A 7,232-nucleotide genomic window follows, 5' to 3' on the forward strand; every position below is an offset into this window, starting at 1 on the left:
GCCGCGGCGATCGCCTGGCTGGGCCGCTATGGCGCGGCCGGCGGCGTGGCGCAGGCCGAAGCAGCCGTTCGCCGTGCCCGGCCGCAGATCGTGCTGCGCGGCGCATGGCTGGCGGCGCTGGAACCCCTGAAGCCGCTTTCGAAGCTGCCGGAGGTACCACGCCATGACTGACAACGAACGCGCCACCTGCACCGCACTGGCCGGCCTGCTGCGCGCCGCCGCACTGCTGGCCCTGTGGGGTTTCGCGCTGACCTGCATCGCCGCGCTGGTGCTCGCGCTGACGCTGCGCTCGCTCTCGACCACCGCCACCATGGCGTTCGGCGCGGTGGTCATCCTGGGCGCGCTGGAGCGCTACTTCGCGTTCCGCCTGCGCTTCGACGCGGCGCTCTTCGACGGTCTTGCACGCGGCACCGTCGCCTCGCTCGACGCGCTCGACAAGGCGCTCTCTTCCCTCGGGCTGCGCGAAGCGCCGCAGCAGCAACAAGCCGCGCGCGCACTGGACGACCGCGTGCAGGGCACCCGCCAGCTCATGCAGCGCCACGCCATCGTGGTGGCCTGCCAGAGCGCCATGTTCCTCCTTGCCTTGATGACACAGGACATCTCTTGACCGACGCAGACAACAACAAGAACGAAGAGCCGCAGCCGCTGCAACAGCAGCAACCACCCGGGAGCACCGTGCTGCGGCGCGGCCTCGCCGTGGTGGCGGGCAAGCTCATCATCGGCGCGGCCGGGCTGCTGACCGGCGTGCGCGCCATCTGGTCGGGCACCAGCCCCAAGGCCGAGCAGACGCTGTACTTCGCCAACCACACGAGCCACGGCGACTTCGTGCTGCTGTGGGCCACGCTGCCGCCCGACCTGCGCGCGCTGACGCGGCCGGTGGCGGGGCAGGACTACTGGGAGGCCTCGAAGCTGCGCAACTTCATCGGCCGCGACGTGTTCAACGCCCTGATGATCCGGCGCGACGGCTCGGGCCAGGGCGGCAACCCGGTCGACCAGATGAAAGAGGCGCTGGAAGCCGGCGACTCGCTCATCATGTTCCCCGAGGGCACGCGCAACACCGGCGACGACATCCTGCTGCCGCTGAAGAGCGGGCTCTTTCACCTGGCGCGCGCCTGCCCCAACGTTCGGCTGGTGCCGGTGTGGATCGAGAACCTCAAGCGCGTGCTGCCCAAGGGCGTGCTGGTGCCGATTCCGCTGGCGTGCACGGTGCGCTTCGGCACGCCCATTGCGCTGGCCGAGGGGGAAGACAAGGTGTCGTTCCTGGCGCGCGCGCGCACCGCGATGCTCGACATGCGGCCCGAGTACGACCGCGTCGAACAGGGCAACGGAGGGAGCGCATCGTGATCGATCTTTCTCCCTTCGCGTGGACCACGATCAAGCTGTTCGGCGGCGTCTTCGGCGTGCTGGTGCTGGCCTCGGCCATCGGCGCGCTGCTCAAGTGGCGCGTGGCGCACGGCCAGGCGCATTCGGTGATCGACAACCTCAACTCGCGCGTCAATGCGTGGTGGGTGATGGTGGCGGTCATCGGCATTGCCTTTGCGTTCGGCAAAGGCGGCGTGATCGTTCTTTTCTACCTGATCTCGTTCTACGCGCTGCGCGAATTCATCAGCCTGGCCTACACGCGGCGCGGCGACCATGCGGCGATCGCGCTGGCCTTTTTTGTCGCGCTGCCGGGCCAGTATTTCCTGATCTGGATCGACTGGTACGGGCTGTACTCCATCTACATCCCGGTCTACGCCTTCTTGCTGCTGCCCATTCTTGCGGCGGTGGGCGGCGACACGCAGCGTTTTCTGGAGCGCACCTCGAAGATCCAGTGGGGTCTGATGGTGTGCGTGTTCTGCATCAGCCACGTGCCCGCGCTGCTGACCTTGCAGATTCCCGGCTTCGAGGGCCGCAACCTGCTGCTGATCGCGTTCCTGGTGATCGTGGTGCAGGGCAGCGACGTGCTGCAGTACGTGTGGGGCAAGCTCTTCGGCAAGCGCAAGGTGGCGCCGGAGCTGTCGCCCTCCAAGACCTGGGAAGGCCTGATCGGCGGCGTGGCCAGCGCCACCGCGCTGGGCGCGGCGCTGTACTGGGCCACGCCGTTCAACCCGTGGCAGGCGGCGCTGATGGCGCTCATGATCTGCCTCATGGGCTTCTTCGGCGGGCTGGTGATGTCGGCCATCAAGCGCGACCGGGGCGTGAAGGACTGGGGTTCGATGATCGAAGGCCACGGCGGCATGCTCGACCGGCTGGACTCGGTGATCTTCGCGGCGCCCATCTACTTCCACGCGCTGCGCTACTGGTGGGTGCCCTGAAGCCATGGCCACCGTGAGCAAGACGGAACGCGTCGTGCACGACACGCCGCTCGAATGCGCCGATGCCGCGGCGTGGGCGCACTGGCTCGCGCGCCACCACGCCACCGCCGCCGGCGTGTGGCTGCGCATGGCCAAGAAGGCCAGCGGCATCGCCTCGGTCGACTACGCCGGCGCGCTCGAAGAGGCGCTGTGCCACGGCTGGATCGACGGGCAGCGCAAGAGCGACGACGCGCAGTATTTCCAGCAGCGCTTCACCCCGCGCACCGCGCGCAGCATGTGGTCGCAGATCAACCGCGCCAAGGTGCTCAAGCTCATCGAGGAAGGCCGCATGCGGCGGCCGGGCTGGCCGAGATCGAACGCGCGAAAGCCGACGGGCGCTGGGACGCGGCCTACGAAGCCGCGAGCGTGGCGACCGTGCCGCCCGACCTGCAGGCCGCGCTGGACGCCAACAAGAAGGCCGCGAAGTTCTTCCTGACGCTGAATGCGCAGAACCGCTTTGCCGTGCTGTTCCGCATCCAGGGCGCGAAAAAGCCCGAGACCCGGGCGCGCCGCATCGAGAAGTTCGTGCAGATGCTGGCCAAGGGCGAGAAGCTCCACCCCTGAACGCGGGCGTCGCTACGCGCCCTTGCTGACCTCGAGCGCGTGCTCGCCGGGCTTGTACGAGCCCATGGCGGCGCCGGCGTTCCACAGTTTGAGCGCACCGGGCAGCATGAGCCGGCTGCCGAGCCTGGCAACGCCGCGCTTGCGGATCTCGCGGTTGAGGCGGGACGAGAACGACGTGATCCTGGCGAAATCCCAGGCTTCGGCGGCGCCCAGGTCGGTGATGGTGTGCGCCCACGCCTGTGCACGCGCCAGCGAGTTGTGGTTGGTGTGGGAGTTTTCCAGCCGCGCGCCACCTTCGGCCGCCGTCTCCAGGTACAGCTGCACCAGGCCCCAGCCGTCGGCCGTGTAGCGGAAGGTGGCGCCGTCGCAGGCCTGAGGGTCCAGCGCCACGCGGCGCGGCTCGAAAGGCGGCCCCGCGTCGTGCACACAGAGCTGGAGACGCACGCAACGCCATCGTCGGCCATCGGAATAAGTGCGCTCGAACTGCGACAGCACCTGCGCCGCCGACCGGAACTGCCGCAGCGGCTCGCCCATGTCGGACGAGAGTTCGTAGACGTCGCAGGCCTGCTCGGCGAAGATCCACTCCAGCAGGCCCTCGTGGTCTTCGGCCGTGGCGTAGAAGTCGCAATTGGGCATGCGCGCTCCTGTCGCCCTACTTCGCCAGCGACTTCAGCGCCAGCTTGATGCCCTCGCTCACCGTCGCGTCCTTGGGCAGCGCCTTGAGCGCGAGCGCGGCTTCCTTGTCGCTGTAGCCGAGGGCGACCAGCGCCTGCAGGATGTCGGCCTGCGCGTCGGAGGCGGCGTGCGCGGGCAGGCCGATGTCGGCGCCGAGCTTGCCCTTGAGCTCCAGCAGCAGCCGCTCGGCGGTCTTCTTGCCAATGCCCGGGATCTTCACCAGCCGGCCCAGCTCCTGCGTGGTGATCGCCTGCGACAGCTCGCCCACGCTCATGCCCGACAGCAGACCCAGCGCGGTGCGCGGGCCCACGCCGGTGATCTTGATGAGCTGGCGAAAAGCCGCACGCTCCTCGGCGGTTCCGAAGCCGTAGAGAATCTGCGCGTCCTCGCGCACGACGAAGTGCGTGAGCAGCGACACACGCTCGCCGGTGCCGGGGAGGTTGTAGAACGTGCTCATCGGCACGTCGACCTCGTAGCCGACGCCGTTGCAGTCCACCACCACCTGCGGCGGATTGCGTTCGGCCAGCGTGCCAGTCAGTTTGCCTATCATGGGTGCCCTTTTTCCTTGAAATGTCCGGCGTGATTCTGCGACACACCTTTACCCCACTGAACAATTCGCGCCTCGGCCACCTGTGCGGACCTCTGGATGCACACCTGCGCCGCATCGAGGAAGCCCTGGGGGTGAAGATCGCGCACCGCCACGAGCAGTTCAAGGTCGACGGCCCCAAGGCCGCCGCGCAGCGCGCCATGGACGTGCTGCAGGCGCTGTACGAAATTGCCCAGCGCGTGATCGACCCGGCCGTGGTGCAGCTCACGCTGGCCGGCGACGGCTCCATGACCGAGGGCGACGACGACGCGGCCATGCTGGTCACCCGCCGCGCCGACCTGCGCGCGCGCACGCCCACGCAGGCCATCTACCTGGACAACATCGCCAAGCACGACATCACCTTCGGCATCGGCCCGGCCGGCACCGGCAAGACCTATCTCGCCGTGGCTTGCGCGGTCGATGCGCTGGAGCGCGCGGCAGTGCAGCGCATCGTGCTGACGCGCCCGGCGGTGGAAGCGGGCGAACGGCTGGGCTTTCTGCCCGGCGACCTGACGCAGAAGGTCGACCCGTACCTGCGCCCGCTGTACGACGCGCTGTACGACCTGATGGGCTACGAGAAGGTGCAGAAGGCCTTCGAGCGCAATGCGCTGGAAATCGCGCCGCTGGCGTTCATGCGCGGGCGCACGCTGAACAACGCGTTCGTGATCCTGGACGAGGCGCAGAACACCACGCCCGAGCAGATGAAGATGTTCCTCACGCGCATCGGCTTCGGCGCGCGCGCGGTGGTGACGGGCGACGTGAGCCAGATCGACCTGCCCAAGCAGCAGCTGAGCGGGCTGATCGACGCCGAGCGCGTGCTCAAGCGCGTGAGCGGCATCGCGATCACGCACTTCACGAGTTCCGACGTGGTGCGCCACCCGCTGGTGGCCAAGATCGTCGACGCCTACGACGGCCAGCGCAAGCGCGCGGGAGGCCACTGACATGGCGGCCTCCCGGCTTCCGGCGCTCTCGCTGTCGCTGCAGTTCGGCCGCTTCAAGGGCGTGGAGCGGCACCGCGCCGCGCTGCCGCGCCACAGCGTGACGCGCTGGATCCGCCATGCGCTGGACATCGACGGCGAACTCACCGTGCGCATCGTCGATGCCGACGAGGGCCAGCGCCTGAACCGCGAATTCCGTGGCAAGGACTACGCCACCAACGTGCTGACCTTCGACTATGCGCAGAGCCCGCTGGTGATGGCCGACCTGGTGCTGTGCGCGCCGGTGGTGGCGCGCGAGGCCAAGGAAAACCGCAAGACGCTGGCCGACCACTACGCGCACCTGCTGGTGCACGGCACGCTGCACGCGCAGGGCTGGGACCACGAGACCAGCGAGGCCGACGCCGACGAGATGGAGGCCTACGAAATCGAGATCCTCGCGGGGCTGGGCATCCGCAGCCCGTACGGCAAGTAACCGCGGCCGGCGGCTACGCCGTCATCTGCAGCGGGATCGTCACGGGCCCGTCGTTCAGCAGGTGCACCTGCATGTCGGCGCCGAACTCGCCGGTGGCCACCACCACCGGGTGCGTAGCGCGGGCCTGCGCCACGAAGTATTCGTAGAGCCTGCGCCCTTCGTCGGGCGGCGCGGCCTGGGTGAAGCTGGGGCGGTTGCCGCCGCTCGCGTCGGCCGCCAGCGTGAACTGGCTCACCACCAGCAGGCCGCCCCCGATGTCCTGCACGCTGCGGTTCATCTTGCCGGCCTCGTCGGCAAAGATGCGCAGCTTGAGGATCTTGGCGAGCATGCGGTCGGCCAGCGCATCGACGTCGCCGCGCTCGGCGCACAGCAGCACCAGCAGGCCGGCGTCGATGGCGCCGACGGTGCGCCCGGCAATGTCGACGCGCGCATTCGCCACGCGTTGCAGAACAGCTTTCATAGGGGGTGGTGTTCGCCGGCCTGGGTGGCGCGGGCTTCCATGGTCAGGGGCAGGAGCTGGATGGTGACGCGCAGGCCGGGCACGGCGTCCATGAGGGCCTGCTCGAGCTGGTCGCGCAGGGCGGCGGCGTGCTGCAGGGTCCAGTCGCCGGGCACGTGCATGTGCAGGTCGGCAAAGCGGCGCTGGCCGGCGCTGCGGGTCACCATGTCGTCGAAGCGCAGCCGCGCGCCCTCGGGCGTGCGGGCCACGAAGGCATCAAGGGTGGCGCGCACGGTGGCCAGGGTCTCGGGGTCGAGGGCCTCGTCCATGAGCCCCTGCGACGAGCGCCACACCAGCTTCACGCCCTCGCGCACGATGTTCAGCGCCACGCCGATGGCCAGCAGCGGGTCGAGCCAGAGCCAGCCGGTGAGCTGCACGCCGACGATGCCGATCACCACGGCAGCCGAGGTCCAGACGTCGGTCATGAGGTGGCGGCCGTCGGCCTCCAGCGCAATGGAGCGGTGCGCGCGGGCCGCGCGGAACAGCACGACGGCCAGCGCGGCGTTGAAGCCCGAGCTCAGCACCGACAGCGCCAGGCCCCAGCCCACCTGCTCCAGCGGCTGGGGCGACAGCAGGCGCTGCACCGACACCCAGAGGATGGCGATGGCCGCGCCGACGATCAGGATGCCCTCGAAGCCCGACGAGAAGTATTCGGCCTTGTGATGGCCGTAGGGATGGTCGTCGTCGGCCGGCCGCTCGGCGATGGTCACCATGGCCAGCGCGAACATCGCGCTGGCGAGGTTGACGAAGGACTCCATGGCGTCCGAGATCAGGCCCATGGAGTTGGTGATGTAGCCGGCCGTTCCCTTGAGCACGATGGTGATCAGGGCAACCGCGACGGAGACGCGAAGCAGCGTTTTAGGGGTCAGCGTCATTCGGGGTCATGGGAAATTTGGACAGATGGCCACGCAAAAAGCGGTAAAAGGCCGCAAGATCCGACTGAATTATCGGCCCCGTGTCCATATGTAACGCCTTCGCCTTAATATTTGTGACTATTGCGAAACATTCCTTCGCAGAGAAGTCAGACGATGAAAAAACCCCTGATCGCCTTGTGCGGCCTCGCCATTGTGGGCTCGGTCGCGTGGGCCCAGACGCCCGCCGCCCCACCCGCCCCTGCCGCCGCCGCTTCGGCCCCGGCACCCGTGGCCGCACCCGCTGCTGC

At 68.7% G+C, this 7,232-nt stretch carries 9 protein-coding genes and 1 pseudogene; 6 read left to right on the top strand and 4 right to left on the bottom strand.

The window, feature by feature from the left end; genetic code table 11:
* Positions 1 to 163 precede the first annotated feature (163 nt).
* From BMG07_RS38720 to BMG07_RS38735, 4 genes and pseudogenes are all read left to right on the top strand, one after another.
* Complete coding sequence (locus BMG07_RS38720) at positions 164 to 607, top strand: hypothetical protein (protein ID WP_198088926.1); 444 nt, start codon at positions 164 to 166, stop codon at positions 605 to 607.
* Positions 608 to 645: 38 nt separating this feature from the next.
* On the top strand, positions 646 to 1,344 hold the full coding sequence (locus BMG07_RS38725; RefSeq protein ID WP_374221445.1) for a lysophospholipid acyltransferase family protein: 699 nt from the start codon (positions 646 to 648) through the stop codon (positions 1,342 to 1,344).
* Positions 1,341 to 2,297: a phosphatidate cytidylyltransferase gene (locus tag BMG07_RS38730; protein WP_198088927.1), complete on the top strand. Its 957-nt coding sequence runs from the start codon at positions 1,341 to 1,343 to the stop codon at positions 2,295 to 2,297. The genes BMG07_RS38725 and BMG07_RS38730 overlap by 4 nt, the downstream gene beginning before the upstream one ends.
* Before the next feature lie 4 nt (positions 2,298 to 2,301).
* A pseudogene (locus BMG07_RS38735) lies at positions 2,302 to 2,900 on the top strand (YdeI family protein).
* A 12-nt stretch (positions 2,901 to 2,912) separates the two neighbouring features.
* On the opposite strand, the gene BMG07_RS38740 reads toward BMG07_RS38735, so the two are convergent.
* Both BMG07_RS38740 and ruvA read right to left on the bottom strand, forming a co-directional pair.
* On the bottom strand, positions 2,913 to 3,536 hold the full coding sequence (locus tag BMG07_RS38740; RefSeq protein WP_198088928.1) for a hypothetical protein: 624 nt from the start codon (positions 3,534 to 3,536) through the stop codon (positions 2,913 to 2,915).
* Positions 3,537 to 3,552: 16 nt separating this feature from the next.
* On the bottom strand, positions 3,553 to 4,125 hold the full coding sequence (gene ruvA / locus BMG07_RS38745; protein WP_007827972.1) for a Holliday junction branch migration protein RuvA: 573 nt from the start codon (positions 4,123 to 4,125) through the stop codon (positions 3,553 to 3,555).
* A 20-nt stretch (positions 4,126 to 4,145) separates the two neighbouring features.
* Between ruvA and BMG07_RS38750 the strand changes: the two genes are divergently transcribed.
* Both BMG07_RS38750 and ybeY read left to right on the top strand, forming a co-directional pair.
* Positions 4,146 to 5,102 (top strand): PhoH family protein, encoded by a 957-nt coding sequence (locus BMG07_RS38750; protein WP_198088929.1) that lies wholly within the window; start codon positions 4,146 to 4,148, stop codon positions 5,100 to 5,102.
* Position 5,103: 1 nt separating this feature from the next.
* Positions 5,104 to 5,571, top strand: coding sequence for an rRNA maturation RNase YbeY (gene ybeY, locus BMG07_RS38755; protein ID WP_198088930.1), 468 nt, complete (start codon positions 5,104 to 5,106; stop codon positions 5,569 to 5,571).
* A gap of 13 nt (positions 5,572 to 5,584) precedes the next feature.
* Here the strand turns inward: ybeY and dtd are convergent, their stop codons facing one another.
* Both dtd and BMG07_RS38765 read right to left on the bottom strand, forming a co-directional pair.
* A complete protein-coding gene (dtd, locus tag BMG07_RS38760) occupies positions 5,585 to 6,031 on the bottom strand; it encodes a D-aminoacyl-tRNA deacylase (RefSeq protein WP_198088931.1) in 447 nt (148 codons plus the stop codon).
* Positions 6,028 to 6,945 (bottom strand): cation diffusion facilitator family transporter, encoded by a 918-nt coding sequence (locus BMG07_RS38765; protein WP_198088932.1) that lies wholly within the window; start codon positions 6,943 to 6,945, stop codon positions 6,028 to 6,030. Before BMG07_RS38765 ends, dtd begins: the two co-directional genes overlap by 4 nt.
* Positions 6,946 to 7,232: the final 287 nt, after the last annotated feature.

It is taken from the genome of Variovorax sp. E3 (assembly GCF_016082275.1).
Taxonomy (GTDB): domain Bacteria; phylum Pseudomonadota; class Gammaproteobacteria; order Burkholderiales; family Burkholderiaceae_C; genus Variovorax.

Coding starts and splice junctions, on each gene's coding strand:
- BMG07_RS38720 (WP_198088926.1), top strand. CDS start 164: ATGACTGACAACGAACGCGCCACCTGCACCGCACTGGCCGGCCTGCTG.
- BMG07_RS38740 (WP_198088928.1), bottom strand. CDS start 3,536: ATGCCCAATTGCGACTTCTACGCCACGGCCGAAGACCACGAGGGCCTG.
- ruvA (WP_007827972.1), bottom strand. CDS start 4,125: ATGATAGGCAAACTGACTGGCACGCTGGCCGAACGCAATCCGCCGCAG.
- BMG07_RS38750 (WP_198088929.1), top strand. CDS start 4,146: ATGTCCGGCGTGATTCTGCGACACACCTTTACCCCACTGAACAATTCG.
- ybeY (WP_198088930.1), top strand. CDS start 5,104: ATGGCGGCCTCCCGGCTTCCGGCGCTCTCGCTGTCGCTGCAGTTCGGC.
- dtd (WP_198088931.1), bottom strand. CDS start 6,031: ATGAAAGCTGTTCTGCAACGCGTGGCGAATGCGCGCGTCGACATTGCC.
- BMG07_RS38765 (WP_198088932.1), bottom strand. CDS start 6,945: ATGACGCTGACCCCTAAAACGCTGCTTCGCGTCTCCGTCGCGGTTGCC.